Source organism: Bradyrhizobium sp. CCGUVB14 (genome assembly GCF_024199935.1).
GTDB lineage: Bacteria > Pseudomonadota > Alphaproteobacteria > Rhizobiales > Xanthobacteraceae > Bradyrhizobium.
Genome location: NZ_JANADS010000001.1, coordinates 8916483 through 8942677, shown reverse-complemented (window position 1 = coordinate 8942677; position 26195 = coordinate 8916483). Strand labels below are relative to the sequence as shown.

29 protein-coding genes and 1 pseudogene are annotated in these 26195 nt (G+C 62.7%); 17 read left to right on the top strand and 13 right to left on the bottom strand.

All coding sequences use genetic code 11. The features are described from left to right. Window positions 1-42: 42 nt before the first annotated feature. On the bottom strand, window positions 43-741 hold the full coding sequence (locus NLM32_RS41905; RefSeq protein ID WP_254134492.1) for a pirin family protein: 699 nt from the start codon (window positions 739-741) through the stop codon (window positions 43-45). Window positions 742-777: 36 nt separating this feature from the next. Then, window positions 778-1530: an SDR family NAD(P)-dependent oxidoreductase gene (locus NLM32_RS41900; RefSeq protein ID WP_254134491.1), complete on the bottom strand. Its 753-nt coding sequence runs from the start codon at window positions 1528-1530 to the stop codon at window positions 778-780. 116 nt (window positions 1531-1646) lie between these two features. Here NLM32_RS41900 and NLM32_RS41895 point away from each other — a divergent pair, with 116 nt between their 5' ends. Beyond that, window positions 1647-2582, top strand: a complete 936-nt coding sequence (locus NLM32_RS41895; RefSeq protein ID WP_254134490.1) for a LysR family transcriptional regulator — start codon at window positions 1647-1649, stop codon at window positions 2580-2582. Between the two features lie 44 nt (window positions 2583-2626). On the opposite strand, the gene NLM32_RS41890 is transcribed toward NLM32_RS41895, so the two are convergent. Further along, window positions 2627-2884, bottom strand: a complete 258-nt coding sequence (locus NLM32_RS41890) for a hypothetical protein (RefSeq protein ID WP_254134489.1) — start codon at window positions 2882-2884, stop codon at window positions 2627-2629. Window positions 2885-3054: 170 nt separating this feature from the next. On the opposite strand from NLM32_RS41890, the gene NLM32_RS41885 reads away from it, so the two are divergent. Both NLM32_RS41885 and NLM32_RS41880 read left to right on the top strand, forming a co-directional pair. Next, window positions 3055-4041 (top strand): tripartite tricarboxylate transporter substrate binding protein, encoded by a 987-nt coding sequence (locus NLM32_RS41885; RefSeq protein WP_254134488.1) that lies wholly within the window; start codon window positions 3055-3057, stop codon window positions 4039-4041. Between the two features lie 97 nt (window positions 4042-4138). Beyond that, window positions 4139-4492: a hypothetical protein gene (locus NLM32_RS41880; RefSeq protein ID WP_254134487.1), complete on the top strand. Its 354-nt coding sequence runs from the start codon at window positions 4139-4141 to the stop codon at window positions 4490-4492. A gap of 64 nt (window positions 4493-4556) precedes the next feature. Here the strand turns inward: NLM32_RS41880 and NLM32_RS41875 are convergent, their stop codons facing one another. Continuing rightward, complete coding sequence (locus tag NLM32_RS41875) at window positions 4557-5384, bottom strand: adenylate/guanylate cyclase domain-containing protein (RefSeq protein WP_254134486.1); 828 nt, start codon at window positions 5382-5384, stop codon at window positions 4557-4559. A gap of 164 nt (window positions 5385-5548) precedes the next feature. On the opposite strand from NLM32_RS41875, the gene NLM32_RS41870 reads away from it, so the two are divergent. Then, the gene (locus tag NLM32_RS41870; protein WP_254134485.1) at window positions 5549-5779 is read left to right on the top strand and encodes a hypothetical protein; all 231 of its coding nucleotides are present in this window, start codon (window positions 5549-5551) and stop codon (window positions 5777-5779) included. A 9-nt stretch (window positions 5780-5788) separates the two neighbouring features. Here NLM32_RS41870 and NLM32_RS41865 read toward each other — a convergent pair whose 3' ends face one another. From NLM32_RS41865 to NLM32_RS41855, 3 genes are all read right to left on the bottom strand, one after another. Then, window positions 5789-6256 (bottom strand): YbaK/EbsC family protein, encoded by a 468-nt coding sequence (locus tag NLM32_RS41865; protein WP_254134484.1) that lies wholly within the window; start codon window positions 6254-6256, stop codon window positions 5789-5791. Between the two features lie 41 nt (window positions 6257-6297). Beyond that, window positions 6298-7029 carry a haloacid dehalogenase type II gene (locus tag NLM32_RS41860; RefSeq protein ID WP_254134483.1) on the bottom strand — a complete coding sequence of 244 codons (732 nt, stop codon included), beginning with the start codon at window positions 7027-7029 and terminating at the stop codon, window positions 6298-6300. A 126-nt stretch (window positions 7030-7155) separates the two neighbouring features. Next, entirely contained in the window at window positions 7156-8064 is a 909-nt protein-coding gene (locus tag NLM32_RS41855) for a LysR family transcriptional regulator (protein WP_254134482.1), read from the bottom strand. Window positions 8065-8172: 108 nt separating this feature from the next. On the opposite strand from NLM32_RS41855, the gene acdA reads away from it, so the two are divergent. Both acdA and NLM32_RS41845 read left to right on the top strand, forming a co-directional pair. Beyond that, window positions 8173-9381, top strand: a complete 1209-nt coding sequence (gene acdA, locus NLM32_RS41850; protein WP_254134481.1) for a 3-sulfinopropanoyl-CoA desulfinase — start codon at window positions 8173-8175, stop codon at window positions 9379-9381. 119 nt (window positions 9382-9500) lie between these two features. Next, complete coding sequence (locus NLM32_RS41845; protein WP_254134480.1) at window positions 9501-10805, top strand: tetratricopeptide repeat protein; 1305 nt, start codon at window positions 9501-9503, stop codon at window positions 10803-10805. Here NLM32_RS41845 and NLM32_RS41840 read toward each other — a convergent pair. Next, window positions 10717-11136, bottom strand: coding sequence for a helix-turn-helix domain-containing protein (locus NLM32_RS41840; RefSeq protein ID WP_254134479.1), 420 nt, complete (start codon window positions 11134-11136; stop codon window positions 10717-10719). The two genes, NLM32_RS41845 and NLM32_RS41840, sit on opposite strands and share 89 nt — an antisense overlap. Here NLM32_RS41840 and NLM32_RS41835 point away from each other — a divergent pair. The 4 genes and pseudogenes from NLM32_RS41835 (at window position 11135) to NLM32_RS41820 (ending at window position 15266) form a co-directional block, all read left to right on the top strand. Beyond that, window positions 11135-11608, top strand: a complete 474-nt coding sequence (locus tag NLM32_RS41835) for a cupin domain-containing protein (protein WP_254134478.1) — start codon at window positions 11135-11137, stop codon at window positions 11606-11608. The genes NLM32_RS41840 and NLM32_RS41835 overlap by 2 nt on opposite strands. 360 nt (window positions 11609-11968) lie before the next feature. Then, window positions 11969-12142 (top strand): annotated as a pseudogene (locus tag NLM32_RS41830) (DUF1214 domain-containing protein); the annotation flags it as partial. A gap of 150 nt (window positions 12143-12292) precedes the next feature. After that, on the top strand, window positions 12293-13759 hold the full coding sequence (locus NLM32_RS41825; RefSeq protein WP_254134476.1) for a DUF1254 domain-containing protein: 1467 nt from the start codon (window positions 12293-12295) through the stop codon (window positions 13757-13759). A 22-nt stretch (window positions 13760-13781) separates the two neighbouring features. Then, on the top strand, window positions 13782-15266 hold the full coding sequence (locus tag NLM32_RS41820) for a DUF1254 domain-containing protein (RefSeq protein ID WP_254135545.1): 1485 nt from the start codon (window positions 13782-13784) through the stop codon (window positions 15264-15266). Between the two features lie 98 nt (window positions 15267-15364). On the opposite strand, the gene NLM32_RS41815 is transcribed toward NLM32_RS41820, so the two are convergent. Further along, complete coding sequence (locus tag NLM32_RS41815; protein ID WP_092229948.1) at window positions 15365-16249, bottom strand: amidohydrolase family protein; 885 nt, start codon at window positions 16247-16249, stop codon at window positions 15365-15367. 340 nt (window positions 16250-16589) lie between these two features. On the opposite strand from NLM32_RS41815, the gene ykgO reads away from it, so the two are divergent. The 3 genes from ykgO to NLM32_RS41800 all read left to right on the top strand — a co-directional run bounded on the left by ykgO (window position 16590) and on the right by NLM32_RS41800 (window position 17865). Further along, window positions 16590-16715, top strand: coding sequence for a type B 50S ribosomal protein L36 (ykgO, locus tag NLM32_RS41810; RefSeq protein ID WP_006611362.1), 126 nt, complete (start codon window positions 16590-16592; stop codon window positions 16713-16715). 125 nt (window positions 16716-16840) lie between these two features. After that, on the top strand, window positions 16841-17479 hold the full coding sequence (locus tag NLM32_RS41805) for a tetratricopeptide repeat protein (protein ID WP_254134475.1): 639 nt from the start codon (window positions 16841-16843) through the stop codon (window positions 17477-17479). Between the two features lie 125 nt (window positions 17480-17604). Continuing rightward, window positions 17605-17865, top strand: a complete 261-nt coding sequence (locus NLM32_RS41800; RefSeq protein WP_254134474.1) for a hypothetical protein — start codon at window positions 17605-17607, stop codon at window positions 17863-17865. A gap of 6 nt (window positions 17866-17871) precedes the next feature. On the opposite strand, the gene NLM32_RS41795 is transcribed toward NLM32_RS41800, so the two are convergent. Next, window positions 17872-19113: a hypothetical protein gene (locus NLM32_RS41795; RefSeq protein ID WP_254134473.1), complete on the bottom strand. Its 1242-nt coding sequence runs from the start codon at window positions 19111-19113 to the stop codon at window positions 17872-17874. Between the two features lie 211 nt (window positions 19114-19324). Here NLM32_RS41795 and glf point away from each other — a divergent pair, with 211 nt between their 5' ends. Beyond that, the gene (gene glf / locus NLM32_RS41790) at window positions 19325-20518 is read left to right on the top strand and encodes a UDP-galactopyranose mutase (protein WP_254134472.1); all 1194 of its coding nucleotides are present in this window, start codon (window positions 19325-19327) and stop codon (window positions 20516-20518) included. 48 nt (window positions 20519-20566) lie between these two features. Here the strand turns inward: glf and NLM32_RS41785 are convergent, their stop codons facing one another. After that, on the bottom strand, window positions 20567-20749 hold the full coding sequence (locus NLM32_RS41785) for a hypothetical protein (protein ID WP_254134471.1): 183 nt from the start codon (window positions 20747-20749) through the stop codon (window positions 20567-20569). 330 nt (window positions 20750-21079) lie between these two features. Here NLM32_RS41785 and NLM32_RS41780 point away from each other — a divergent pair, with 330 nt between their 5' ends. Further along, window positions 21080-22036: an alpha/beta fold hydrolase gene (locus tag NLM32_RS41780; RefSeq protein ID WP_254134470.1), complete on the top strand. Its 957-nt coding sequence runs from the start codon at window positions 21080-21082 to the stop codon at window positions 22034-22036. Window positions 22037-22153: 117 nt separating this feature from the next. Here the strand turns inward: NLM32_RS41780 and cycA are convergent, their stop codons facing one another. Further along, on the bottom strand, window positions 22154-22549 hold the full coding sequence (cycA, locus tag NLM32_RS41775; RefSeq protein ID WP_200470180.1) for a cytochrome c-550 CycA: 396 nt from the start codon (window positions 22547-22549) through the stop codon (window positions 22154-22156). A gap of 256 nt (window positions 22550-22805) precedes the next feature. Here cycA and NLM32_RS41770 point away from each other — a divergent pair, with 256 nt between their 5' ends. Continuing rightward, on the top strand, window positions 22806-24299 hold the full coding sequence (locus NLM32_RS41770; RefSeq protein ID WP_254134469.1) for an FAD-linked oxidase C-terminal domain-containing protein: 1494 nt from the start codon (window positions 22806-22808) through the stop codon (window positions 24297-24299). 27 nt (window positions 24300-24326) lie between these two features. Next, the gene (locus tag NLM32_RS41765) at window positions 24327-25490 is read left to right on the top strand and encodes an acyltransferase family protein (protein WP_254134468.1); all 1164 of its coding nucleotides are present in this window, start codon (window positions 24327-24329) and stop codon (window positions 25488-25490) included. Between the two features lie 48 nt (window positions 25491-25538). Here the strand turns inward: NLM32_RS41765 and NLM32_RS41760 are convergent, their stop codons facing one another. Continuing rightward, window positions 25539-25874: a putative quinol monooxygenase gene (locus tag NLM32_RS41760; RefSeq protein WP_254134467.1), complete on the bottom strand. Its 336-nt coding sequence runs from the start codon at window positions 25872-25874 to the stop codon at window positions 25539-25541. Between the last annotated feature and the right edge of the window lie 321 nt (window positions 25875-26195).

Sequence of the window (26195 nt, the reverse complement as noted above, 5' to 3'; positions counted from 1 at the left end):
GGTCTCCGTTGAATTGGGTGAGATGATTGATTGCTTGAAGGGTTACGCGGCGTCGACGAGCACGAGCTCGGAGTCTTCGAGCGCGGTGATCTTCAGCCTGGCCTCGTCGCGGATCGCGGCGCCGTCGCGGGCGTTGACGCGCACACCGTTGATCTCGACCGCGCCGGCCGCCGGCACCAGATAGAGGTGACGTGACCTCGCGGGTTCGTACTCCGCGCTCTCGCCGGCCTTCAGCGTGGTGGCGAGCACCCGCGCATCGGCGCGGATCGGTAGCGCGTCGGTGTCGCCTTCGATCCCGCTCGCAATGGTGACGAGCTTGCCGGAGCGATCCGACTTCGGAAATGGCTTTGAGCCCCAGGTCGGCTGACCGCCGCGCGCGGTCGGCTCGATCCAGATCTGGAAGATGCGGGTCTGCGTCGGCTCCAGATTGTACTCGGAGTGGCGGATGCCGCTGCCGGCGCTCATCACCTGCACGTCGCCCGCCTCGGTGCGGCCCTCGTTGCCGAGGCTGTCCTGATGGGTGATCGCGCCTTCGCGCACATAGGTGATGATTTCCATGTTGGCGTGGGGATGGGCGGGGAAGCCGGCGTTCGGCGCGATCTCGTCATCGTTCCACACCCGCAGAGCACCGTGACCCATATTGTTCGGGTCGTAATGGCTTGCGAACGAGAAATGATGCTTTGCTTTCAGCCAGCCGTGATCGGCGCCGCCGAGTTTGTTGAAAGGTCTGAGTTCGATCATTTGCGTAGTCCTTGTGTGAGTGGGTTCGCGCCTTGATCAGGCGCCGAACCCGCCGTCGACGTTGAGCACGGTGCCGGTGACGAACGAGGCTTCGGGGCTGGCGAGGAAGACCACGCCGGCAGCGACTTCCTCGGGGCGGCCGAAGCGCTGCAGCGCGTGCTGCTTGCGCTGGGTCTCGGCGAACTCGCCGCCGTCCTTCGGATTCATGTCGGTGTCGATCGAGCCGGGCTGCACCACGTTGACGGTGATGCCGCGCGGGCCGAGGTCGCGTGCCGCGCCCTTGGTGTAACCGACCACCGCCGACTTGGTGGCGACGTAGTCGGCAAGGCCCGGGAACGAGGCGCGGTCGGCGAGCATCGAGCCGACGGTGACGATGCGGCCGCCTTCGCCCATCAATTGCGAGGCGGCGCGGATCGCCGCGATCACGCCATGGACGTTGACCTGGTCCTGTCGCTCCAGCGCGGTCGTGTCGGCATTGGCGTCGTCGATCGCACCACCATTGGCGACGCCGGCGTTGTTGACGAGGATGTCGAGATGGCCGAATTCCCTGGCGACGTCGTTGACGAGCTTCGTCACGTCCTTGGCGGAGGCCTGATCCGCCCTGAAAGCGCGGGCCTTGACGCCCTTGGCCTTCAATTCGGTGACGACGGCCTCGGCCTTTTCGGGTGAGGCGACGTAGCTGATCGCAACGTCCGCGCCTTCATCGGCGAGAGCGCGGGCCGAGGCCGCGCCGATGCCGCGCGAACCGCCGGTGACGAGGGCAACCTTGCCTGAGAGCTTCTTGGTCATTGGATTTCTCCATTCCTGAATTTCTGATGACCCTTGGATAAGCCTCCGCCTGTGGTATAGAAATAGAAACTGTTGAAACGCATTGTTTCCTTAAATATCCCGATTGGACCGCTGCCATGGCAAAACTTCCTGATTTCGAGGCGCTCGCGATTTTCGCAAAAGTCGTGGAATTACGGTCGTTTGCGGGGGCCGCGAGCGAGTTGGCGATGTCCAAGGCGACGGTGTCGAAGGCGGTCACGCGGCTGGAAGAACGGCTCGGCGCCCGCCTGTTCAACCGCACGTCGCGCCGGCTGGCGCTGACCGATGCCGGGCACAAGCTCGCCGACCGCGCGACGCGCCTGCTCGCCGATGGCGAGGCGGCCGAGAACGAGGCGCTGGCGCAATCGGTGGCGCCGCGCGGCCTGGTGCGGCTCGCGGTGCCCATGACGTTCGGCATCAAGGCGGTGGCGCCGCTGCTGCCGGAGTTCTTCGCGGCCTATCCGGAAGTCTCCGTCGATCTGCATCTGAGCGATGCGACCGTCGATCTCATCGGCGAAGGCTTTGACATGGCGGTGCGGATCGCGCGGCTGCCGGATTCGTCACTGATCGCGCGCCGGCTCTTCACCATGCCGCGCTTCACGGTCGCTGCGCCGTCTTATCTGAAGAAGCATGGCCGGCCGACGCATCCGATGCATCTCGCCGAACACAAATGCTTCGCTTACGCCTATCTCTCGACGCCGAACGTCTGGCACTACACCAACTCCGCCGGCGAGCAGGCCAGCGTCCGCCCCGGCGGCCTGCTTCGCGTCAACAACGGCGAAGCCGTGATGCCGTCGCTGATCGCCGGCCTCGGCATCGCCGAGCTGCCCGAGTTCATCGTCGGCGAGGCGATTTCGTCCGGTGAGGTCGAAGTGATCCTGAAGGACTGGAAGCAGGCCGAAGGCGCCGTGCACCTCGTGACCCCACCCGGCGGCCCGCGCCCCGCACGCGTCGAAGCGCTCGGCGATTTCCTCGCAGCGAAGCTGCCGGGCACCTGCAAGCGGAAGCCAAAGAAAGGTGGGAAGGCGGGATAGATCGCGTGGGCACGGCGCTTTGCGCCTTTGCCCACCACCTCTCGCTACGTCACCTTGACCCCATCGATCGCGACGATGCGCAAGTTCGGCTTCAGCGTCTGCTCCAACTGCGAGCTCAATTCATGAACACGCGGGTCGGTCGAGCGTGCGGCGCACACCGCGTATTGATGGACCGATTGCAGCAGGGCGCGGCGCGCTTCCGGCGTTCGCGTTACTTCGGGCTTTGAAAGCCGCAGGACGATCGCCGCCAGGTTCACCAGCATCTCGTCCAGCGCCAAGTCGATGGTCGCGAGCTTTCCCATGACACACTCCCTCGGCATCCTCCCCGGCAAGACCCTCTGAAGGCAACGGAGGGTGGAGGGATGCGTTCCGGAACGGGGCGAACATGGCTAACGCTTCGTAAACGGCTTGTTCTTGCCGGTCGCCACGCTAGGCTGGCGCCGAAACAAGAAAATAAGGGGAGGGGGCTGCCATGGACCGACGTGACGTCTTGCGCGCCGTTGCGGCATTGCCGTTGATGCGGGCCGCGTTACCGGAACGGGCCTTCGCGCAAGCCTATCCGGTGCGCAACATCACCATGATCGTGCCGTTCCCGGCCGGCGGCCAGGCCGATCTGGCGGCGCGTCCCGTCGCGCAGGCGCTGGAGCGCATTCTCGGCAAGTCCGTCATCGTCGACAACCGCGCCGGCGGCGCCGGCGGATCGGTCGGCAATGCCGCGGCCGCGCGCGCCGAGCCCGACGGCTACACGCTGCTGATGACGCTGTCCTCGCTCGCGGTGTTGCCCGAGGCTGACCGGCTGTTCGATCGCCCCGTCGCCTATGAAGTGTCGCAGTTCATGCCGATCGCGCGCGTGTTGGCCGATCCCACGCTGCTTGCGGTGCCGAGTTCGGCGCCATGGAAGACGGCGCAAGAATTCGTCGAGGATGCGAAGAAGCGCCCGGGCCAGATCACCTATGGTTCATCCGGGCCTTACGGCACGCTGCATGTGGCCATGGAGATGTTTGCGAGCAGCGCCGACATCAAGCTGCTGCACGTGCCGTTCCGCGGCGCAGGGCCGGCGTTGACCGCGCTGCTCAGCGGCACCGTGCAGGCCATCGCCGCCGCGCCCGGCACGCTGAAGCCGCAGGTCGACGACGGCAAGCTGCGGGTGCTCGGCAATTGCGGCGCGCAGCGCGTCGCGAGCTTCCCCGACGTGCCGACCTTCCAGGAGCTCGGCTACAAGGATGTCGAGATGTACATCTGGGCCGGACTGTTCGCGCAGAGCTCTCTTCCGGCGCCGATCGCGAGCCGCCTGCGCGAGGCGATGGCGCAGGTGATGACGAGCCCGGACGTGCTCAGGACATTCGATGCCTCGGGCAGCCTCGTCGCCTATCAGGATGCGCCGGCATTCTCCGACTTCGTGGCGACCGACAGCGCGCGGCTGATTGCGGCGGTCAAGAAGATCGGCAAGGTCGAGTAGGTTCCCACCGCGCTTTCACGTTTTGTTGTTGGTCCAGAACCTGACCGCGTCTCATTGATTGAAGACAAATCGAGAGACCCGAGAAGGAATTGGGACCATGCGAACTAAGCGAATTGCGCTGGGTGCGGCGCTTGTCATCGGCGGCTTGGCTACGCAGGGCGCCGCGTTCGCGCAGGAGCATCGCGGCACCCTGGAACAGCAGATGGCCTGTACGCCCGATGTGTGGCGCCTGTGCAGTGATCAGATTCCCGACGAGAACCGCATTGTGGCTTGCCTGCAAGCGAACACGCCGCAGCTCTCGAGCGCATGCCGTGCGGTGTTCCAGTCCAACAATCAGATGCCGCAGCAGAGCCAGGTTCCGCGCGGTCGAGGCGTGCCGCCGCGCTACAACAATGCGCCGCTTCCGCCACCGCAGGCGCAGCCGCGGCCTTATGACGATGACGACGATTAGCGCCGGTGAGGGCACGATCCGGAGTGGCAGCGCCAAACGCGAAGATGCGGTCGCGCCGCCGCGTTCAGCGCTCTTCCTTGCTGTCGGGTCGGTGTCCGAGTGCGGTCCGCATGAGGACGCCGAAGAATATTGCTGCGACTGGCCAATGAAACCAGATCCTGTGCGGGTTGGTGAAAAGATTGATCAAAATCAGAAAGCCCGAGATCGTAAGGGCCGCTGCAACCGGGCGGGGCAGCTTGGCCAGCCAATTCGAGAGGGCACCCATCCATGAAGATGGATCGCGCCTGTCGCCCATCTGCAGGGGACCTGCTTGCTCCCGGCGAGGTGGGCTTTCGTTGACCGCAAAGCTTCCTTGCCCGCCGGTCCGGCCACTCATGGTCACCCGATAGCTGGTCTGGGGCGCAATGTTCTTCATCGGGCGCTGGCCGAGGCAATCGAAGCCGACGGACAGTTTGTTGTGGACCTGATCGTAGACGGAGCTCGAGATCACGACGCCGCCGGGGTCGGCGAGCTCTTGCAGGCGTGATGCGATATTGACGCCGTCACCATAGATATTGGTGCCGTCCACCATGACATCGCCGAGGTTGATGCCAATGCGGAATCGCATCGGGTTCAGTTGGGGCGGGGCCGACTCCTGATTGGAAACTTCCTGCTGGATTTCGATCGCGCATTGCACGGCCTCGACGACGCTGGCGAATTCGGCGATCACGGCATCGCCCCAGGTATTGACGATGCGGCCATCATGCCGCTCGACCAATCGCGCCATAGTAGCGAAGTAGCGGCGGAGCGTCTCCAGCGTTCCGGTCTCGTCGGCTTCCATGAGACGAGAATAGCTGTGCACGTCGGCGCACAGCACGGTGGTCAGTCGTCGTTTCACCTTGTCATCGGTCATGGTCCCTACACTAACCTCCCTGACCGGCAAATGCATCAGCCATCACATCCGGCGCCATCGCGGTTCAGCGACCGGCCGTCCTGCCCCGAAATCGTCATAAGGGTGCAACGAATTGCGGTCAGCCAGGTTGATTGCGGTCGGACGTTGCGGATCGGAGGAATGGCATGTCCATGACCAAAATGCCTGCGACGCTTATCGTAATCAGCGCGATGTTGCTCGGCGCACCAGCAATGGCCGCCCCGGTCACTCCCTTATCCGGAGCCGCCAGGCCGATGGTGCAGGAGAGCGACCTCGCGCAAGCGCGTTTCGGCTGGTGGCACCGGGGCTTCGGCCATTGGCATTTCGGGCATAGCGTACGCTATCGCTGTCGTCCCTATTGTGGCTGGGGCGGCTAGACGCCCGCGTTACGGCCTGTGCTCGCAGACGTCGACCCATTCGGCGTTGACCAACTCGGCTAACCGGTCGGGTGCGATGCGCACGGCGCTGTGGGTTGAGCCCGCGGCCGGCACCACGACGTCGAACGCTTTCAGCGACACGTCGCAATAAACCGGCAGCGGTGCCTTCAGCCCGAACGGGCAGACGCCGCCGACCTCGTGGCCGGTGATCTCGGCGACCTCTTCCAGTCCCAGCATCTTCGGCTTGCCGCCGAATTGCGCCTTGACCTTCTTGTTGTCCATGCGCGAGGTGCCGGCCGCGACGATCAGGATCACGCGCTCGCCGACGCGCAAGGACAGCGTTTTGGCGATCATGCCGGGCTCGACGCCATAGGCTTCGGCAGCCAGCGGCACGGTCGCCGAGCTGATCGGGGATTCCATGACTGTGATGTCGGGGGCTTTCTCGGCGAAGAAGGCGCGAACGGATTCCAGGCTCATTCCAGTCAGCTCATCGAGGACTTGCGGGCGGGCGGCGATAGTCAGACGATCTTTGCCAGCTCCGAGAGCGAATGGACGCGGTGATCCGGCGCAAAGCCGAGCTCGTCCATCTGGGTGCGGATCGCCTTAAACATCGTTAGCGGTGCCACGAGTTCGCTCTCGACGCAAGCCAGCGCCATGGCCTCCGGCGTCACCCGTTCGATCCAGGCAACATTCAGCCCGAACGACTTGGCCCCGGCGACGTCCCAGGGATTGGAGGAGACGAACAGGACCTCGTCCGGTTTCGTGCCGAGCACCTCGCCGATCAGCTCATAGGCCTGCGGGCTCGGCTTGAAGATTGTCTTCGCGTCGACACTGATGGTGGCATCGAGCAGGCGATCGAGCCCGGAATTGCGCACCAGACCATTCAGCATATCCGGGCTGCCATTGGAGAGGATGGCAAGCTTGCGCGGCTTGAGCGCCGCGAGCGCGGTGGTGGCGTCCGGATAGAGATCGAGATGCAGATATTTTTCGACGACGCGCTCGAAGGCCTCGTTCTCATAGGCAAGCCCGAGCACGCGCAGCGTATAGGCCAGCGAGTCGCGCGTGACGGCGGAAAAATCCTGATAGCGCCGCATCAGCGAGCGCAACCAGGTGTATTCGAGCTGCTTGATGCGCCAGACCTGCGTGATGATCTCGCCATAGCCCGGAAACGCGTCCTCGGTGATCTCCGCGACCGACTGGATGTCGTAGAGCGTCCCGTAGGCGTCGAAGACGACGGCTTTGATGCTCATGGGCTGTCCTTCCAAGTAAGGGAGTGCGCGCGATCGTCAGCTTATCAAAGCGTAGCGGAGGTGTACCACTGCAAGCGTGATCGGCGGCTCGTGACCGAAGCGGACTTTCCCGCGATTTGGCTTCCTTCACTTCTTCTTCCTGCGGACGTGCGCCGTGGTGCGAGATGCGCCAGCGAAAGATTTGAACGCCTCGGTCACGGTCCGAACTGTGGGTGCGTCGATCATGCCGCGACGCGCCACCATCCCGATCCTCCGATGGACCGGTGGGACGAACGAAATCGATCTGACATTGTCGGCCGATCCGAAGGAAAACAAGCCGACGGGGATGACTGCGACCCCAAGCTTCAATTTGACCATCCTGACCATCGTCTCGATGCTGTCGAATTCCATAAAGTCGTTCACCGGAATGCGACGCTCGCGCAAGGTTGCATCGATGATCCTGCCAACACCCATCGCTGGGTCGAAGCGAATAAACGGATGAGCCCGCAAGAGATCTGCGATCGAGCCGCGGGCCAGATCCTTATGGATAACGACCTTCAACTCCTCTTCGGAAATCGGTTCGAAAACGATTGCCGGATCGAGCCTTTCCAGTTCCGTGATAATGGCGACGTCCAAAGTATTGCTTTCGACCTTGAATGCAAGCTCGGGCGAAAGTCCGCTCTGCACCTGGATACGCAAGCTCGCGTGGTCGGCCCGCAGTCTGGACAAGGTCTGAGGCAGCAAGTGCGTCGCTACTGAAGGGATCACCCCCAGCCGCACAGATCCAGTCAGGCCGGTCGTCGAGGCCGAAGCGAGCAGCCGAAGCGCATCGTACCGCTCAATGATCTGGCGCGCCTCGTCGACCAGCCTCCAGCCGTTGGCGTTCAGCACGGGAGGACGGCTGGCGCGGTCGAACAGTTTCGCTCTCATCTCGGCTTCGAGAGCCTTCATCTGCATGCTGACTGCGGATTGGGTGATGAACAGGCGCTGCGCGGCGGCGTTGAAGCTGCCTCGGTCGGCGATGGCTACGAGTGTCCGGAGTTGTCTGATGCTCATCACTTGACTTAACATTTTTTGAAGTCGGGCCCATAAAATATTCGTTTGATCTTCGATGGGTTTCCGAGCGAATTGCGGGGATGTCCGTTGCCGGAAAGGGTCCCGACCATGCAGATGAAATTGTCGCCCGAACACGCGAAGCTCCGGGCCACCGCGCGAGAGTTGGCTGAATCCGAGTTCGCAACCAGGGCGGCGGAGGTCGATAGGACCGAATCTTATCCTTTCGACAACGTGGCCGGGCTGAAGCAGGCCGGCTTCATGGGATATACGATTCCGAAAGAGTATGGCGGTCGCGGCGGGAGCTTCTTCGAGGCCACGCTCATCATCGAAGAGATGGCCCGCGTGTGCGGTGCGACGGGGCGGATCGCCGTCGAAGCGAATATGGGCGCCATTTCGGCGGTCATGCAGTACGGGACCGAGAAGCAGAAGCGCATGTCGGCCGAACTGGTCCTCGGCGGCGACAAGCCTGCCATCTGCATCACCGAGCCGGAGGCCGGGTCGGCCGCGACCGACATGACGACACGCGCGGACAAGCGTGGCGGGGCTTATGTCATCAACGGCAAAAAGCATTGGATTACCGGCGGCGGTGTCTCGAAGCTCCATTTGATCTTCGCGCGCGTTTTCGATCAGAGCGGCGTCGAGCAGGGCATCGGCGGCTTCCTCGCCGTGGCGGGGACCCCAGGACTTGTCGTCGGCAAGCGAGAGCCCGCCATGGGGCTGCGCGGGATCCCCGAGACGGAAATCATCTTCAAGGATCTCGAGATCCCGGAAGACATGCTCGTCCTGCCGCCGCGCGGTCTGCGTCGCGGCTTTGCGGATCTGATCAACGCTTACAATAGCCAACGCGTTGGTGCAGGCACCGTCGCACTCGGGATCGCCCAAGGCGCGTTCGAGAGGGCGGTGGCCTTCGCGAAGGAGCGCGAGCAGTTCGGACGGCCGATCGCCGAATTTCAAGGCCTTCAATGGATGGTGGCCGATATGGCCATCGCGCTCAACGCGGCGCGGCTTTCTCTTCACCAGGCGGCGTTGAGCGCCGATCCGTTCCCGGACCCGCTATTGGCGGCCCAAGCGAAGATCATCGCCTCGGAGACTGCTAACGCAGTCACCAATCAGGCGCTCCAACTCTTCGGGGCGCGTGGTTACTCCAGGGATTATCCGATGGAGCGCGCCGTCAGGGACGCGCGCATGTTCACGATCGCCGGCGGTACCGCGCAGGTCCTGAGAACGTTGGTCGCCTCTCGGGTGCTCGGCATGAAGGCCCCGCAAACGCGAGACGGCTACAAACCGACCGCCGCGCTTCGCGATGCGGCCGAATAGGTCAGGCCGTCGCTCGTTTTTGGCGACGAGCCGCGACCGACAGTGCCGGCGGGCACGCTCGACGCTGCTCTAGCCGATCCGCGATCGCTCCTCGCTAAACCCGACGGAACGGGGATCCCATGTTTGACGATCGAAATCTGGAGCTGAGTTCCAGGAACGAGGACGCTGTTACCGCTTACAACCAGGCGGTCGGGAGTTTCCTCGAGTACCGCACGACGGCGATGACATTGGCGAAGCGGGCGACGGACCTGGATCCGGAGTTCTGCATGGCGCACTGCCTGCGCGGCTACTTCTTCATGATCTTCGGAACGCTCGCGGTTCTCGACAAGGCCAGGGCGTCGCTTGCGCAAGCCCTGCTCGCATCCGAAGGAGCGACGGATCGCGAAAGGCGGCACGTCGAAGCGCTGCGTCTTTGGATCGACGGCGATCTACTGGCTGCGAACGCGTGCTGGGAGCGCATTCTCTACGACCATCCGCACGATCTTCTGGCCCTGCGCCTCCATCACTTCAACAGCTTCTGGACGGGACAAACCCGTGCGCTGAGGTCGGTGCCCGCATCGGTGCTGGCCGATTGGCGAAAGGACGTCCCCGGATATGGCAATCTTCTCGGCATGCTCGCCTTCGGATGCGAGGAGAACGGTGACTACGTCAACGCCGAGCGTTATGGACGTGAAGCTTCCGAAGTTAGTCCGGACGACCTCTGGGCGCTGCATGCCGTCGCGCACGTGTTAGAGATGCAAGGGCGGCACGACGACGGCCTGAAGTGGCTCGACCATCCGCTCGACATCTGGAACGACCGGAATCCGTTCCGTCGGCACCTTTGGTGGCACAAGGCGCTATTCAACATCGATGCGGGCCGGCTCGATGGCGCTTTGGATCTCTACGATGTGGCCGTGATGGGCGAGAAATCGGATTTCTATCTGGACATCCAAAATGCGGCGTCGCTGTTGACGCGACTGGAATTCCGCGGCGTTGACGTCGGTGCCCGTTGGGCGAAGCTGGCGGACTACGCCGAAAACCACATCGACGATCATGCTTTGATCTTCACCGACATTCATTTCGTCATGTCGTTGGCGCGTGACGGCCGGTTCGCCTCAGCCAGACGATTGATCGATTCCATGAAATCCTATTCTCGCGACGAGACGAAGTACGTCAGCAGCGTCATCCGGAATCTCGGCGTTCCGCTTTGCGAGAGCATCGTCGCCTTCGAGCAGAAGCGATATGACGACGTCATCGACGGAATCTTACCGTTGCGTCACGTGACCGGTCCGGTCGGCGCGAGCCATGCCCAGCGGGACATCTTCGACCAGTATCTTCTCGAAGCCGCTCTACGCGCTAACGAGACATCCCTGGCTGAGAAGCTGATTCAAGAACGTCGATTTTTGAAGGAGGGCGGCAAGGAAAGCGGACGCGCCAAGCTGTAGGTGGGCCCGCTCTCGGCGTAAGGTTTTGTTCGTGCGGTTTGGCGCGGGTCTCCGACAAAGGAGGAATTATTGTCGAGCTCTCCTGGTAAAATGACGGGGCGCTCACACGCACTGCACCGCGAGCTAGACCGTCGGCCTCCGCTTCCTTAAGCTGCTGGATCAGCATCTTGTCGCTGACGTCACGTATGGCGCGCCGGAGTTCGCCATAGCGGGTCGGACCGCCCTGGGCGAGGAAGTACAGGATCAGGCGCCTCCATTTTGCCTCAGGCGCGTGGCGTAGCTCGGGCTGCACACGCGGGTCCAACCGATACCCCAGGGGGAATTGAGACATGACGTACGCAATTTCTACAGGGCCGGCATCTTCATTGATCGGCCTTGCGACTGCGTCGTTGCTCATGCTGAGCGGGTCGGTGCCGGCTTTTGCTCAGGATGCCGTTGTCGCAACGCTTCCTCAGGACATTCATTTCAAGGGATCCGAAGGGGCGGTGGGAATCGCTGTGCTGTATGGCGACCCGAAAAAAGCAGAAGTGTTTTCGGAACGGGTGAGGATCCCGGCTGGCTTCAAGATCATGCCGCATTGGCACGGAGAGACACGAACCGCCGTCGTCTTGTCCGGCACATTTTACTACGCGAACGGCGACCAGTGGGATGAAAGTAAACTCAAGGCATACCCGCCCGGCTCGTTCCTGATCGAGCCGACGAAAATCTCACATTACGCGATGGCAAAGGACGGCGAGGTGGTTCTTCAAGCGACGGCTGTCGGCCCGGCCAGCACGACCAGGATCGAACAAGCCAGGAAGTAGACAGCGGCGTCGTACACGCCTCACCGGCCACCGGGGGCAGCTTCATGACCGCCCGCGTGTCACCCAACATGTCCGACTGATGTATTCACCGGCCTCATGAATGATCTTTGTCTGCCCAACGGGTTGAGTGCGGCCGTCTCCGAGCTCAAGACAGACGCGCGTGTTGGCAGACCAGCGCATGTGTCGCCGGACTTGGCACAAACTGCACATGCTTTGCCGGGAAGATCGGACTACCATCCAAGGATAGTGAGGCTCAGAACAAAAACAATTCACAGACCGAGGCGTCTATGTCAGTCGCTGCATCGGCCAATTCCTGGGCGTGTATTCAGATAGCGAAAATCGAGGACCTGAGCGACGCCATCCTCGCGCAAAACCGAGATCGCAAAGAACGCCGACGGCTCGGTGGACGTCTACTTCGGTCCCAAGGCGCCTGCCGGCAAGGAGGCGAACTGGGGGCAGACCAACTCCGACAAGAGATGGTTCGCCTGCTTCCGTTTCTACGGGCCGACCGAGGCATTCTTCGACATATCGTAGGCATTGCCCGGCGTCGGGAAGATCGACGTAACGGTCGGTCAGAAGTAGCCCCGAACAGCTCCGCTCATCGCGACCACGACATCCCGGCCACAACACTTGTGCCCGGGCACGACAACTCACGCGCTAGGCAATTCGAAAGGAGCCCACACGATGCCCAGATCGGAACAATCCATTCTGTGGCTTTCCTTTGCTGCGGGGAAAGAGAGGAAAAACGTCGCTCTCTGCTCCTTGTTCATCGCAGCCATGACTTTAGCACAACCACTGCACGCTGAGGAGACGTTTCCGGACAAACTGCTGGCGACACCGACGACGCCGGAAGTGGTCGCCAAGGGGATGGAATCTGACGGATACCAGCTCGGTATTTCCGCATATGCGTGGGGATATCCGCTCGTCCGGATGGAGCGGGTCATTCGGCAGTACTCCGACGTTCCAAACCCGAACCCGCCAACGAGCTACCGCGCGCCCCTGAACCAGATCGGCTGGGCGTCTCAGTTGGCAACGCCTGAAGCCAAGGACATGCCGACAGCGAACAACGACACGTTCTACATGAGCGCCGTCGTCAAGCTGGACCGGCCTTATATCCTTTCCGTTCCTGATACGCAGGATCGATACTATGTCGTCAACGTCTTCAACATGTGGCAGGAACTGGAGCATTATGTCGGCCGCCGCAGCACGGGCACGAAAGCCGGACGTTATGCCATCGTGCCACCGGGCTGGAACGGCGAGCTTCCAGCGGACGTCAAACGGCTTGATGTAACCACCAGCAAGGTCTGGCTTTGGGGCCGGCTCCGGATTGCGCAAGGCGAACCCGCTGCACCCGTTCTGGCTCTGCAAAAGCAATTCAAGCTTGAGCCCCTCGGCGGCTTCACTGCCAAGGACAAGGATGCATCCTTGCCGCCGATGCCTTCGATCGCCGGCGACGATCTGGGCTTCTTCAAGCACCTCGCTTTCGCGCTGAAGGAAAGCAAGGTAAGGCCCGCCGATGAGGCGCTGTTTGCTCAGCTCTCCCGGATCGGTCTCACCAAGGATGGGTTTGATCCATCGAAACTGCCCGAGCCGGCGCGCAAAGGCTTGCTGCGCGGTTTGGACGATGCGCCGGCGGTGGCGGTTTCATCGCTTGCCAGCACGACGGTCAATCGCAACGGCTGGACCTGGGCTACAGGCCTCGACAAGTTCGGGTTCAACTACCCGCTTCGCGCCGTCGTTGCGGGAGATTATCTCGGCGGCAATGGCGAGCGTGAAGCCATGTATCCGCTCCGTTCAACCGACGCCGACGGCAATGCGCTGAACGGTGCCAACCGGTATGTCGTCAAACTGGATAAGGAGCCGCCGGTCGATGGCTTCTGGTCCCTCACCATGTACGACGATGCCGACAAGATGCTCGTTCCCAATGCTATCGGCCGCTTCAAGGTGGGAACCGATACCAAGGGTTTGAAACGCGCCGCCGACGGCTCAATCACGATTCCCGTTCAGGCCGATCAACCGCAGGGAGACGATGCCGCAAACTGGCTGCCATCGCCCAAAGGAAGCTTCTACGTCATCCTCCGTCTCTATCAGCCGAGTGAGGCGATATTGTCCGGTGCGTACCAGCTCCCACAAATGCGCAAAGTCCAATAGTCGCGTTCGGAGAGGAAGCCCCATGAATCGACGAGAATTTCTTGTTCCGACGGTAGCCGGCGCGGTTGCATTTGCATCCGGCACCTCATTGCTCGAATCTGCGCCGGCCTTTGCGCAGGACGGTCAGGAGCCCCTTGGCGGACAGCCGCCCGCAGGCTCGTCCAGCTCCGTTAAGGACTTCGACTATCAGATCAAATACCAACGGGCCTTTGAAGCGGTGCTCTGGAACATGCCTGCCATCGCAATCTACTCCCTTCGTCGGGGCGCGTTCACGGCTCTCGGCATGAAGGACAACGACATCATCACCTATTCGGCGACCGCGACGCCGAAGCTGGAAGCGATCACCGCCAACAGCAGCACGCCCTACATTGCCGCCTATTCGGACTTGCAAAAGGGGCCCGTCGTCGTGGAGCTGCCTGCCGCCGGCCCCGACGGCAGTCTCTACGGCCAGGTCGTCGACGCGTGGCAATTCACCATCGCCGATGTCGGTCCTTCGGGTCTTGATCAGGGCAAGGGCGGAAAGCTGCTGTTCACGCCGCCCGGCTACAAGGGCGCGATCCCCACCGGCTACATTCACGTCGCATCACCGAATTATCGTATCGCGTTCGCATTCCGCTCGGTCATTGCGCCGGGCAAAGCCCTCGCCGACGCGTATGCGTATTCAAAACGGCTCCGGATGTACTATCTCAGCGAGGCTGGCAATCCGCCCGAGCAGAAGTTCGTCGATCCCATCAACCAGCGCTATCCGACGCTACCATTCTTTGACGAGCGGCACTTCGAGGACATGCACGCCGTCTTCAGCGTGGAGCCCGTGCGTGAGCACGACAAGATCATGGCGGGAATGTTGCGGACGCTCGGCATCGAGAAGGGCAAGCCGTTCACGGCTGACGACACCACCAGGCGGGCCATGCGGCAAGCGGCGATCGACGCGTGGTTCTACTTGCAGCAGTGGTACGACAACGCGCCAGTTTCGCTGCGCTACTGGCCGGATCGGCACTACATGTCACTGCTGCAGACTGATGCCAACAAGACGTTCTCGTTCATCTACGACGACTATATCGATCTTATTCCGCGTGCTGCAGAATACTTCTGGTGCACGTATATGCCGAAGGTGCTGAGCGACACCCCGGCGACGCAATACATGATGGCATTGGCCGAAAAAGACGGGAAGCCGCTCGAGGCCGGCAGGCTCTACAAGCTCGACGTGCCCGCCGAGATGCCGGTCAAGCAGTTCTGGGCCCTGACGGTCTACGACCGCGCGACCTGCTCGTTCATCTACAGCAACCTGAATCGCACCACGCTGTCGTCCTACGATCTCGACAAGATGAAGAAGAACGCCGATGGCGGCGTAACCCTCTACGTAGGTCCGAAAGCGCCGGACAGTTTGGAGTCAAACTGGATACCGACAGCCGGAAAAAGGCCGCTGCCGGCGATGCGGTTCTATGGACCGACGGACGCATTCAACAACAAGACGTTCAAGCTGGCCGATTTCGAGTTAGTCACCTGAGTTTGCAACTGGCGTTTTTCAGGATGGACAGCCGGTCGCAATGGACGTCGCCATCGCGAACCGGCGGCGGAAATAGCCGAGCTTTGTGATGACGCGACCTAGATCCCCAGAATCTTCCTTGCGTTGGCCTTCAGCACCTTCGGCCGGATCTCGTCGCGGATGTCGAGCTTGGCGAAGTCGGCCAGCCAGCGGTCCGGCGTGATCACCGGCCAGTCCGAGCCGAACAGCATCTTGTCCTGCAGGATCGAGTTGATGTAGCGCACCAGGATCGGCGGGAAGTATTTCGGCGACCAGCCGGACAGGTCGATGTAGACGTTCGGCTTGTGGGTCGCGACCGACAGCGCCTCTTCCTGCCAGGGGAAGGAGGGATGGGCGAGGATGATCTTGAGGTCGGGAAAATCGGCCGCGACGTCGTCCATGTACATCGGGTTGGAATATTTCAGCCGCATCCCCATGCCGCCGGGCATGCCCGAGCCGACGCCGGTCTGGCCGGTGTGGAACAGCGCGATCGCGCCGCCATTGTTGATCTCTTCGTAGAGCGGATAGGCCATGCGGTCGTTGGCGTAGAAGCCCTGCATGGTCGGATGGAATTTGAAACCGCGCACGCCGTATTCCTCGATCAGCTTGCGCGCCTCGCGGGCGCCGAGCTTGCCCTTGTGCGGGTCGATCGAGACGAAGGGGATGAGGACGTCGAGATGGTCGGAGGCGGCCTCGATCATCTCGTAATTGTTGTAGCGGCGGAAGCCGGTCTCGCGTTCGGCGTCGACCGGGAAGATCACCGCGGCGATGTTCTTGGAGCGGTAGTAGGCCGCGGTCTCCGGCACGGTCGGCGGATGCTTGTGCGGCGACTTGAAGTAGTCGGCCATCTGCGCCTGGAAATCGTCATAGCCGTCGTCGCCATGCATGCCGCACGGCTCCTCGGCATGGGTGTGGATGTCGATCGCGACGACGTCGTCGATGTTCGGCAGCTTCAGCTTCGGCATGGGTGTCCTCCCGACAGTTGCCGAATTGATTATATGATATAACGAATTTGGCAAGGCGTTGCTGGGGCTCAAACCGCAGTCCGCAAAAGTCTTGCCGGGTTCGGTCGCGAAGGGGTGGAATCGGCCCGATCCGGCCGTTTCTACTGTGCATGGGGTTGTTTTCGCGAATTTGGCGGTTCGGAACCGGGCAGTTAACATTGACATGACCTCCCGTCATGCCTTAAGAACCGCCCCGTCCCGGGCGGTCGGTCCGCCAGCGGGAAAGATCTCATTTTGCCACATTCGCGCGTGCCGAAACGGTAGTGCCGAACACGGCCTTTCGAACGTTCAGGATTCTGCCATGAAGGTCCGTAACTCGTTGAAGTCGCTGCGCGGTCGCCATCGCGCCAACCGCCTGGTCCGCCGCAAGGGCCGGGTCTATGTGATCAACAAGGTGCAGCGCCGCTTCAAGGCTCGCCAGGGCTGATATCAGCAAGGCTGATATTGCCCTGCCGGACGCCTTTCGCGCGCTCCCGCAAGACCACGGTCTCACACGAGTTTGACGCCGCCTTTGCTTGGCAAGGGCGGCTTTACGCGTTTAGACTTTCGCCCATGGCAGTGAGATTCCCTCGTCTACGCACGCTGTGTCTGGCCCTGGTTCTCGGAACGGCCGGCCTGACGCCGGCGCTGGCGCAGGATGATCCGGCACCGCCGGCGAAACAGCAGAAGAAGCTGCCGGAAGCGCCGGCCAAGCTGCCCAAGGCCGAGCGCACCAAGAACCTCGATTTCCTGTTCGGCGCGCTGAAGGCCGCCCCCGACGACGCCAGCGCCAAGCATGTCGAGGCGCGGATCTGGGCGATCTGGCTGCAGACCCCGAGCGACACGGCGGCATTGTTGATGGCGCGGGCCAAGGCGGCCGTCGATGCGCAGAAGATCGAGGTCGCGATCAAGCTGCTGGATTCGGTCATCAAGCTCCGGCCCGATTACATCGAAGCCTGGAATCGCCGCGCCACGCTCTATTACATGCAGAACGATTACGCCCGCTCGCTCTCGGACATCCGCGAGGTGCTGATCCGCGAGCCCCGCCATTTCGGCGCGCTCGCCGGGCTCGGCATGATCATGCAGGACGTCGGCGACGAGAAGCGCGCGCTCGAGGCCTATCGCAAGGCGCTCGCCGTCAATCCGCACCTCGAGAAGATCCCCGATCAGGTGAAGGCTTTGACCGAGAAGGTCGAGGGCCGCGACATCTAGCCGATAACTCGATCATTTCTTGAGCGGTTGTGGCGCCCGCCGATTAACCACGATCGGAGGCGCAATGTCGCAAGGACTATTGTCGGCGCCGCCGCAGGTCTACCTGCATGGCAGGAGCCAAAGCCATGAAGCGTCTGATCCTTGCTTGTAGCTTGCTGTTGGCGTCGGGAACGATGAGCCTCGCCGACGGACTGTTCTGGGTGGTCGGCAATCGCGCCACCGGCAAATGCAACATCGTGACCCGCAATCCGGTCATCGACGGCGACATCTGGTTCGGCGACGGCCCTTACAAATCCAAGGGCGATGCCAAGCTGGCACGCTCGACCATCCGCGCCTGTCCCGCGCTCACCCCCGATGAGCAAAAGGCCGAGGACGGCGCGGGCTGAGTCTGCTCAGGCTGCGGCCGTCGGACGCTCCTTGGTCCAATAGCTCGCCGGCGAGGGCGCAGCTGGAATCAGTCTCGCGCCGGGCTTGCCCGCCATCTGCGTCGTGATCTCGCAAATGTCCTGCACCGAGCGCTGCATGGAGAGCCGTGGATAGGTCTCGGCGAGTGTCGCGGCGGTCGCCGCCTGCGCCGCCTCGGGATCATCGAGCACGGCCTCGACGGCTGCGGCAATGCTCTCGGCATCGTGGCCGAAGCCGAAGCGGGAGAGACGCGGGAAATTCGCCTGCGAAAAGCTGTTGGCATCGAAGATCGGCACGGTCGAGGCGCCGAGCGCGAAGAACACGCGATCATGCACCGAGAGATCGACATTGGGGTTGAGCGAGGCTGCGCCGAGATAGGTTCCGAGCGTTTCGCGCAGCGTGTCGAACGGCATGGCGCCGAGGAAACGGGCGTGACGCGTCTCAGCACTGAAATCCTCCCAGCCGCCGCCGATGAAATCCACCGGGTATTTTGACAGCACCGCGCCCACCTCACGGGTGCGGACCGCCCGCGTGTAATTGTCGAGGCGGGTCAGGAGCGCGTTGAAGACATCGCCGCCGGGCGTGAGATGGACGAGATGCTCGGCAGCCACGTCGCAGATGATCTCGGGAAAGGCCGAGCAGGTCTTGCCACGCGCAGCGGCGATCGCATCGAACAGGATGGCGAACAGTTTTGGTGGCAACGCCTTGCGCCAGGAGCGCTCCAGCTTGGCCGGATTCCAGTCGGACTTGGCGAAGACGATCCGGCCATTGCGCCTCTCGGCCGGCTGTGCACCGAAGAAACCGGGATCGGGAATGCCGATATGGGCCCCGAACGCCGCGCCATTGGCATGCAGATGGTCACGGTTGAACGCCGCATGATCCGGAAACACGTAGCCGTGCACGACGTAGGGACTGTCAAGCCGGTGGCGGCGCATGAAATAGGACGGGTGATCGCAGTTCCAGTTGAACACGGGAATCTGCGCCGCGTCCCAGAGCAGCTTGCCCTCGTTGGCGTAGATCTCGAGGCCGATCCCGGACATCACGAGCGCCATCATCTCGTCGCGCCGCGGCAGCAGGGCTTCCATCCGCGCCGGCGTGTCAGGCGCCTCAAGATCAAGGATCTTCACCTCATGGCCGAGCCGGTCGAGTTCGGCACCCGCCATCAGGAGGATGCCGCGAACCGATTGATAGGCGCTGTTGGTCGCAGACAGGATGCAGATCAAAGCCATGGTCGACGGTCTCCGAAGCCGATGGCGTCGCCCGGCTTGCCGATCGCATCGCCGTCGCGCCCCGACTGTTGAACGATCCAGGGCGGCCGTCCCGGGCTCACGAATTGTTGGCGCGTCGCGCAATTATTCCGCCTGAGCCGGCGTCCCTCGCCGTTGAAGCCTCATCGGCCGTGAATGTGTGCGCGTGCGACGCCGACAGGGTGGGGAACGCATGCAGCTTGATGGCTTCGATGTCGTGGTTGTGGGCGCCGGCTTCTTCGGCATGACCATCGCCGAGCGGGTCGCAAACGAGCTCGGGCGGAAGGTCTGCGTGCTCGACCGGCGCGCCCATATCGGCGGCAACGCCTATTCCGAGATCGATCCCGACAGCGGCATCGAGGTGCATCGCTACGGCACGCACATCTTTCACACCAACTCGGAAACGGTCTGGCGCTACCTGCAGCGCTTCACCGAATTCACCAGCTACCGACATCGCGTCTTCACGGTGGCGCGCGGGCGGCTCTATTCCATGCCGATCAATCTCGCGACCATCTCGGCCGCGTTTGGCCGTGCGATGACGCCGCAAGAGGCGAGGCTCCTGATTGCGGCCGAGGCCGACGCTCACGTTCACGCCTGTGGCGCGAGCGCCGCGCAAAACCTGGAGGACAAGGCGATCGCCTCCGTCGGCCGTACGCTCTACGAGCTTCTCATCCGCGGCTATACGCAGAAACAGTGGCAGACCGAGCCGAGCGAGCTCTCGGCCGACATCATCGGCCGCCTGCCGGTGCGGCTCAATTTCGATGACCGCTATTTCGCCGATCGCTACGAAGGCATGCCGGTCGACGGCTACACCGCGATCTTCCAGCGCATGCTCAACTCACCGAATATCGAGCTTCATCTCGGCGTCGATTATTTCGATATTGAGGACCAGATCCGCCCCGACCAGCTCGTGATCTATACCGGGCCGATCGACCGCTTCTTCCGCTATCGCTGCGGCGAGCTCGGTTGGCGCACCGTCGACTTCGCGCGCGAGGTGCATGACGTCGCCGACTTCCAGGGCACTTCGGTGATCAACTACGCCGACGCGGACATACCGTTCACCCGGATCCACGAATTCAGGCATCTGCATCCCGAGCGCGACTATCGGGAGCCGAAGACCACGATCTATCGCGAATATTCCCGCTTCGCCGGCCGCGACGACGAGCCCTACTACCCGATCAACACCGCCGCCGACCGGGCCATCCTGTCCGGCTACCGCATGATGATGGAGAAGCGTCCGAACATCATCTTTGGCGGCCGGCTCGGCTCCTACAAATATCTCGATATGCACCAGGCCATCGGTGCCGCGCTCAAGACCTTCGGGAACGAGGTCACGGCGTTCCTGGTGGGGCAACAGATGCCGTCACCTGCGGCGATGGCGGGCTGAGCGCAGCGGCGTTACGCGGGACGGCGCTCAACGGAGGCCGGTTGCGGCCTAGTGCAGGACGCTGGTACCGCGCTCCGCGAGGCCGCGATCGGCGGCTGCGGCATACGCCTTTGCGAGCTCCATTTCGAGATGCTCGTTGATCAGGAGCAGCGCCCGCACGGCACCGCGCAGGTCGCCGTTGCAGCTCGCGACGATCTCGTCGATTGCGGTATCGTTCGATCTCAGGCTCATCGAAAATCCTCCGGTTCAAACCAGGACAATCCTGCCGGTCTTTCCCGCATCCTCTGGGGCTGCGAGGAGGGATCGGCGCCCATCCGCGTCTAGATGGCGGAACCGACCGTGGCGATTATAAGGAAGCTGCGATGACGACTACATGAAGCTGGTCCGGAGCTTACGGGGTACCACCCATAATGATTGATTCCATTGAGGTTTTTGGCTCCGCAATTATGCACATATCCACAGGGCGGCATTTCCGGTGGAAGCGCTGCGCCTGCTTGAGCGAAACTGCCGACTGTCTAACCCCGTAACTGCGATGTGCCCTGGATTGCCCGGACTCTCTTCATGATTGTGATGTCAGCCGTGACGGCGCTGGTGCTGCTGGCGCTGGTCACGCAGGCCGGCGTCGTGGCCGTGCAGCGCGCCTTTCCACCGCAGGGCCGGATGATCGAAGTCGAAGGTGCCGTGCTCCACGTCGTCGACATCGGCCCGCGCGATGGCGGCCTGCCGATCGTGATGCTGCATGGCGCGAGCTCCAATCTCGAAGTGATGCGGCATCCGCTCGGCGACCTCCTGGCGAAGCAGCATCGCGTCATCCTGATCGACCGCCCCGGCCATGGCTGGAGCACGCGCGCACGGCTGGAGGATTCCACGCCCGCGATTCAGGCGCGGATGATTGACGAGGCCCTGGCCAAACTCGGCGTCGATCGTGCCGTCTTCGTCGTGCACTCCTGGAGCGGCGCGCTCGGCGCACGGCTGGCGCTCGATCATTCGAGCCGCGTTGCCGGCCTCGTGATGCTGGCGCCGGTGACCCATCCCTGGCGCGGCGGCGTCGGCCGCTACAACGAGATCATCGCAACGCCGGTGATCGGTCCGCTGCTCGCCTACACCATCACGCTGCCGCTCGGCTATTTCGTCGCCGACTCCGGCGCGCGCAATGTCTTCCTGCCGCAGACGATGCCGGATGGCTTTATGAAGGAGTCGGCGACGCCGCTGCTGCTGCGTCCGCGCGAATTCATCGCCAATGCCTATGATCTGGTGACGCTGAAGCAGGCCGTCGCCGCACAAGTCGCCCGCTACGGCGAGATCCGTGTGCCGGTTACGATCATCGCCGGCGAGCCCGACAAGACGGTGAAGACTGACATCCACGCCCGCCCGTTCGCGGCGACGGTGTCAAATGCAAAGCTGATCGTGCTGCCCGATCTCGGCCACATGGTGCAGAACGCGGTACCGGATCTCGTGAAGACGGAGATCGAGACCATGATCGGGAAGATCGTCCCCGCGCAGGCGGCGGCAGACTAAAGCGTTTTCGAGCGAAGAAGTTGATACCGGTTCGCTTGAAGAAAGCGCATCCAAACAAGACGTGAGAACTTCAGTTCTGATTCAAAACCGAAGTTCTCACGGCCGCCGCTTTTTCGCTTACTGCTTGATCTTCCCGTCCTTGTCGAACTGCGACACATAGGTCCAGAGATTGTTGATCTCGGTCTCGTTCTTGATGCCGGCGAACGCCATCTTGGTGCCGGGGATCTTCGCCTTCGGATCCTTGATGTATTCCTTGAACTGCGCCTCGTTCCAGGTGATGCCGGAATTCTTGTTCGCATCCGAGTAATTGTAGTCGGGCGCGGTGCCGGACTTGCGGCCGTCGAGACCGTTGAGCTCGGGGCCGACCTTGTTCTTGGCGCCTTCGCCGATCGCGTGGCAGGCCAGGCACTTGTTGAACGACGATTTGCCGGCCGCAGCGTCCTGCGCCATCGCGCTGGTGGCCGTGGCAGTGACGGTGAGGATCATCAGCGCGCCAAAAGTCAGTTTTTTCATAGGGTGCTCTTCGTCTCTTTCCCGGTGGGGTCTTATTTGGTCGGCGGTCGTCGAACCCTGCCGGTTTTGGCACGGCCCGCTCGGCTTGGACAAGCCACGAAACCATGACAGGTTTCATGGCTGCCTACTTGTCCCAGAGCGAACTCGCCGCGGATCGTGGCTCCGACTTTCGGACGGCCTACCCAAACCGCCGCGGACGTGGTTGATTTGTCGTGATAAATTGACGTGCGGAAGGATATGCCATGAAGGGTTTGATATGGCCATCATGATGCCTGCGAGCGACCAGGCGGTGCTCGCGCGCCGCGCGGAGATCGTTGCTGCATTGCGCGCAATCGTGCCGGGCGAGGGTGTGATCGATACGCCTGCCGAGATGCGGGCCTATGAATCGGATGGGCTGACCGCCTATCGGCAACCACCGATGGTCGTGGTGCTGCCCGACACCACCGAGCAGGTCTCGCTCGTCCTGAAATATTGTGCCGCCCAGGGCATCAAGGTGGTGCCACGCGGCTCCGGCACCTCGCTATCCGGCGGCGCGCTGCCGCTGGAGGACGGCGTGCTGCTGGGCCTCGGCAAGTTCAAGCGCATCCGAGAGATCGATTTCGAGAACCGCGTCGTCGTCACCGAGCCCGGCGTCACCAATCTCGCGATCAGCCAGGCGGTCGCGCATGAGGGCTTCTATTACGCGCCCGACCCGTCCTCGCAGATCGCCTGCTCGATTGGCGGCAATGTCGCGGAGAATTCCGGCGGGGTGCATTGCCTGAAATACGGCATGACCACCAACAACGTGCTCGGTTGCGAGATTGTCCTGATGAGCGGCGAGATTTTGCGCATCGGCGGCAAGGGGTGCGAGAACTCGGGTTACGATCTCATGGGCGTCATCACGGGCTCCGAGGGACTGCTCGGCGTCATCACCGAGATCACGGTGCGCATCCTGCAGAAGCCGGAGACGGCGCGCGCGCTGATGGTGGGCTTCGCAGAGGTCGAGGCAGCCGGCGAATGCGTGGCGCGCATCATCGGGGCCGGCATCATTCCCGGCGGGATGGAGATGATGGACAAGCCGGCGATCCACGCCGCTGAGGCCTTCGTCCATGCGGGCTATCCGCTCGACGTCGAAGCGCTGCTCATCATCGAGCTCGACGGTCCCAAGATCGAGGTCGACGAGCTGATCACGCGCGTCGAGACCATCGCCAACGGCTGCGGCTCCACCAGCTGCCAGATCTCGACCTCGGAGGCCGAGCGCAATCTGTTCTGGGCCGGCCGCAAGGCCGCGTTCCCCGCAGTGGGTCGCATTTCGCCCGACTATCTCTGCATGGACGGCACCATCCCGCGCGGCGCGCTGCCGAAGGCGCTCGCCCGAATTCGCGAGCTCTCGGAAAAATACCAGCTCGGCTGCGCCAACGTGTTCCACGCCGGTGACGGCAATCTGCATCCGCTCATCCTTTACGATGCCAACAAGCCCGGCGAGATCGAGCGCGCCGAAGCCTTCGGCGCCGACATCCTGCGCGCCTGCGTCGAATTTGGCGGCGTGCTCACCGGTGAGCACGGCGTCGGCATCGAGAAGCGCGATCTGATGCCGGACATGTTCACCGAGATCGACCTCAACCAGCAGCAGCGATTGAAATGCGCCTTCGACTCGCAGGGCCTGCTCAATCCCGGAAAGGTGTTTCCGACCCTGCACCGCTGCGCCGAGCTGGGCCGCATGCATGTGCACGCCGGCAAGGTGGCGTTCCCGGATATTCCGCGGTTCTGACGGCCGAAGATCCGGCGCGGTGGCGGCATGGCCGACGTTCTCATGGGGGCTACGGAAGAAGCTCCGGCCAGGCCGGCGGTGACATCGCGCCTTCTGTTCATCGACAACATCCGCTGGTCGATGATCATTCTCGTGCTGAGCATGCATGCGGCCGACACCTACAGCCCATTCGGCAATTGGTACTATGTCGATCGGAAGGAGACCGGCTTCGGCACGGCGCTGTTCTTCGGTATCTATCAGAGCTTCCTTCAGGCCTTCTTCATGGCGGCGCTGTTCTTCATCGCCGGTTATTTCGCCGCCGGTGCCTTCGATCGGAAGGGGTTCTCCAGATTTGCGCGTGACCGGCTGATCAGGCTCGGCCTGCCGACCTTGCTCTACATGTTGGTGATCGGTCCGCTGACGCAGTATTTCCTGTCCTGGACCTGGGGCAAGGGCGGCTTCGGGCATCAATGGCTGATCCATCTGAAAGATGGCGAGTGGCTCTCCGAGACGGGACCGATGTGGTTCTGCGCGGTGCTGCTGCTGGTCTCGCTGCTCTATGGCCTGATCCGCCGGGCCGGATGGCGCGAACCGCAACTGGCGCTGCGCGGCTGGGGAATCGTCCTGTTCGTTGCGGCTATGGCGGCGACTACCTTCGCCGTCCGCATTGCGATCCGCGCCGATGCCTCCATGCTCAACGTTCACCCCGGCGACATCCCGCAATATGTTCTCATGTTCGCAGCCGGCAGCCTCGGCTATCGCGGCAATTGGATGCTGGGCGTCGCCGAACGCTCCTGCATCCGGTGGGGACTGCTCGCGCTATCTCTTTCCGCACCGTTGTTCGCGGCGCTTGTGCTGTTCGGTGGCGGCCTGCACGGCGACACGGCGCTCTATGGCGGCGGCTTCAACCTTGTCAGTGCCGGGAAGTGCCTATGGGAGGCGCTGGTCTGCGTCGGCATGGGCCTGTTGATGCTGGCCGTCTACCGCCGCCATTTCGACGCGCAGGGCCCGGTCGCGAGATGGCTCGCGGACAACGCCTTCGGCGTCTATCTGATCCACCCGCCGATCCTGATCGGCTTCGCCCTGCTCCTGCACGCGCTGCCGCTGTTCGCACTCACGAAGGCGCTGCTGCTGACGATGCTGGCGGGGATCGGCAGCCTCGCCGTCTCGGCGTTGATCCTGCGGAAGTCGCCGCTGCGCGCGATCATCTAGTCGTGCGACGCCGCGGTCCGGATCGAACCGCGGCGCCCAAGCGCGTTCCTACATGAGCGTGTATTGCGCCCGCTCGCGCTTCGCCAGCAGCGGCAGCGCTTCACCGGCGATGTAGGTCTTGAAATGCGCGCTCTCCTGATGCGCCTTGAATGCCGCCTCGTCGCGGAACAGTTCGTAGAACAGGAACTGCGCCGGATTATCCTTGCCGCGCGAGATCAGGAACAGTTTGACACCGTCTTCGCGCTGCGCCTCCGGCAGGAAGCGGTCGAGGATGGCGGCAATCCTGTCCGCCTCGCCCGGTTTCGCCTCCCATTGCGCGACCACGAGCAGGCCGCCGCCGTCGACGGCGTCGCTGATCGATTTCTGTGTGGCATAGTGGTTCATTGTCTTTGCTCCTTGCTCTTGTGCCTGAGATGGCGCCGCCGTCCAGGGCGAGAGATAGATCGCCAGGACGGTGCCGCAGGCGCGGATCACCGACCTGCGGCTGAACGCTTCACGTGCGCGCGGCGCTGGCCGCGCATGTCTCGATCGCTCCATCTGTGTCTCCATTGCTTCGTCTCGATCGCGATCGCTGCGACCATGTCGCGACGGCTTGCCGGTTGGGTTCGCCTGACATCGAAGTGTCGATGTCGTGAACATTTCGATCATGATCGAAACGTTGCGGCGATATCCCGTGCCAGAAGCAGAATGGGTTTCGTCACAAGC